The following is a 2483-nucleotide window of genomic DNA, read 5'->3' as shown; positions in this document are numbered from 1 at the left end:
GAGGCGGTAAAAAAGACCGTGCAATATTGCCGCAAACATGATATATTGAAAGAGCTGATGGAGAAACACGCCAAGGAGGTAATGAGTATGCTTACTACAGAATGGAACTGGGACACGGCGAAAAGAGTTTGGGAGAACGAGGCTATGGAAGTTGAACGAGAAAAGTGGCAAACTGTAGTTGCCGACCAAGCCGCGGAGATTGCCGACCAAGTCGCGGAAATTGCCGATAAAGACGCGGAGATTGCTCGCTTGCGTGAACAACTGGGAAAGAGATAATGAGTATGCTTACGACTGAATGGAACTGGGACACCGCTAAAAACCATCATTAATAAAAGACGGCATATATCATACTATACATATAGGTAAGCTATGCATTGAGCCTCATAAAAATATTTAAAAACCTCAATTTTCATGGTTATCCCTTGAAAAACGCTCGTTTTTCAAGCACATTTGCGCCCCCTCACCCCATATATAGCGTATCTTGAAAAGTGAGTACGCTAGCAAAAAGCGGTAACTGATACTTAAAAGAAAAAAAGTTAAAAATTTTTTTTGACAAAGTTTAAAAACAGGGGTATATTTAACTATGTTCTCGTATGAGAGCAAAGTAACGATGGGAGGAAGTAAAAAACAAACCTCCCTTTGTTATAGCCGCCCGTAGGACGGCAAGAATTCAGGAGGAAAATTATGATGAAGAAAGTATGGTTGGTTTTACTGGCTATGGTTCTGGTATTCGGCCTTGCCGTGGTCGGCTGTAGCAGCGGCAGTAGCAGCAGTGGCGATGGCGAAGAAGAAACTTTAGTAGAGAAAGTTGTGTTTGATCTTGCGACCGACGCTGGCATTCAGGCGCTGGAAGAAGGGGACCTTGATTTTTCCGACGAAGACGCCAACAACCCAATTAAACCGCTCGTCAAATCGGGCAGCTTAACAGGGACAGGAGACTCCAAACATCTTGAGTTTTTTAAAGCCGTAACGATCGACGGCAAAATCGCGTTACATTACAAGACGCTCGCCAACTGGGGCCCCGGCATTGATATGCCGAACAAGGCGTTCGGATACCGCGTGGGCGACAACATCAAGATAACGGGTGAAATCGTCGCAATACCGTCCGGAAGCACGTTCCAGCTCAACAAGTACGTCAACAGCGAGAACGCCACCATAGGCGGCAAAGTCACGAAGATAACTGAAGTCGGCGCGTTTTCCTATGACATCACCCTTACGGATGACGACATAGATCAGGTAACGAAAGGGGCGTCAGGCGGCGGCCCGGCCGGGATCAGGATCGAAGCCAGAAGCGGAAGCGGCACCAGTAGCAACATCGAAGTTAAAATCACGAACATTACGATTACAGGGTTAAGGCCTTCCAAGATAGTTACGCTGTCCGCCCCCGTACCCGTTCTTGTCGGAAACAGATTGGAATGGGAAGCCGTTGACGGCGCGGTAGGTTACGCGATATACAAAGATGACGATGAGGATCCGTTTACCACTGTAACAGGCACGAATGTTAACTTGGGGACTCTTCCCGTTGGAACCTACATCATAACAGTTGTCGCGAAGGGCGTTCCCGGCACGTCGTTGGATTCGCCGAAGAGCGCGGCGGTGTCTTATACAAAAGAAGCTGGACCTGCGCTTCCCGCAGGTTACTTCGACCTCGGCGCATCGGATAATGCTACTTGGTATACAAACGGAAGGGACAATAAAACTACTGAATTGACCGTTGCTACTTTGAAGGGAGCTAAATACCTCATACTTAAATTAATAAGCGTCGAAGAACAGAATGGATTTGGAACAATACAGCCCGCGTTACAGACCAGTGCGGACGGCGACACATGGCATGACCAGGCCATAACCGGCAATTGGAATCAGCCAAAAGCTGACGATGGTCAGTGGGATATAGATTATAGTAACGAAGATATTTTCTATATCGTAATTGATCTTACCAAACTGTCTTTCTGGAATGGTTTTGTTACCGGTTCTGCAGAGGATGAAAAAGCTAAAATATTACTTAACAACAAACCGGGGCAAATTGAAGTAGATAACGCGTATCTTGCCGATATCACGATAACATTGACCAAGCCTGGTACAGCGTTTGATCTTGCTATTGGTGGTACTACATACGGATGGGCAGCGAAAGATTCGCCATTGCCTTAATCAACTGCGAAGAATTGTAACGCGCTAATTGCCGGAGGCCGCTTGCGGTCTCCGGTTTTTTTTATGCTTGGAGGTTGATTACTTTGATTACGCCCGATTTTACCTAAACCTATATATTGGCTGATTGATAATACTTCTTTTTTATGTTATATTTATTTTATAGGGGAAAAACAATGACAAACCGAGCTGTTTTATTACAGGAAATTGAGACTCTTCCGGCAAACTGTGTCAGTGAAGTAATAGATTTTGTTACATGGATAAAACACAACAAACTTTCGCAAATACCGGAAACCATGAAAATTGAGGTCTTTAAATATTTTTATGAGGCTCAATGC

1 protein-coding gene and 1 pseudogene are annotated in these 2483 nt (G+C 45.1%); both read left to right on the top strand.

Annotation, left to right across the window (positions count from 1 at the left end; translation table 11 throughout):
* Positions 1-276, top strand: a pseudogene (locus ACYVTD_RS11565) (hypothetical protein); the annotation flags it as partial.
* A 408-nt stretch (positions 277-684) separates the two neighbouring features.
* Entirely contained in the window at positions 685-2148 is a 1464-nt protein-coding gene (locus ACYVTD_RS11560; RefSeq protein ID WP_461247920.1) for a hypothetical protein, read from the top strand.
* Positions 2149-2483: the final 335 nt, after the last annotated feature.

This window comes from Treponema sp. R6D11, from assembly GCF_054786075.1.
This window is presented reverse-complemented; position numbering and strand designations above follow the sequence as displayed.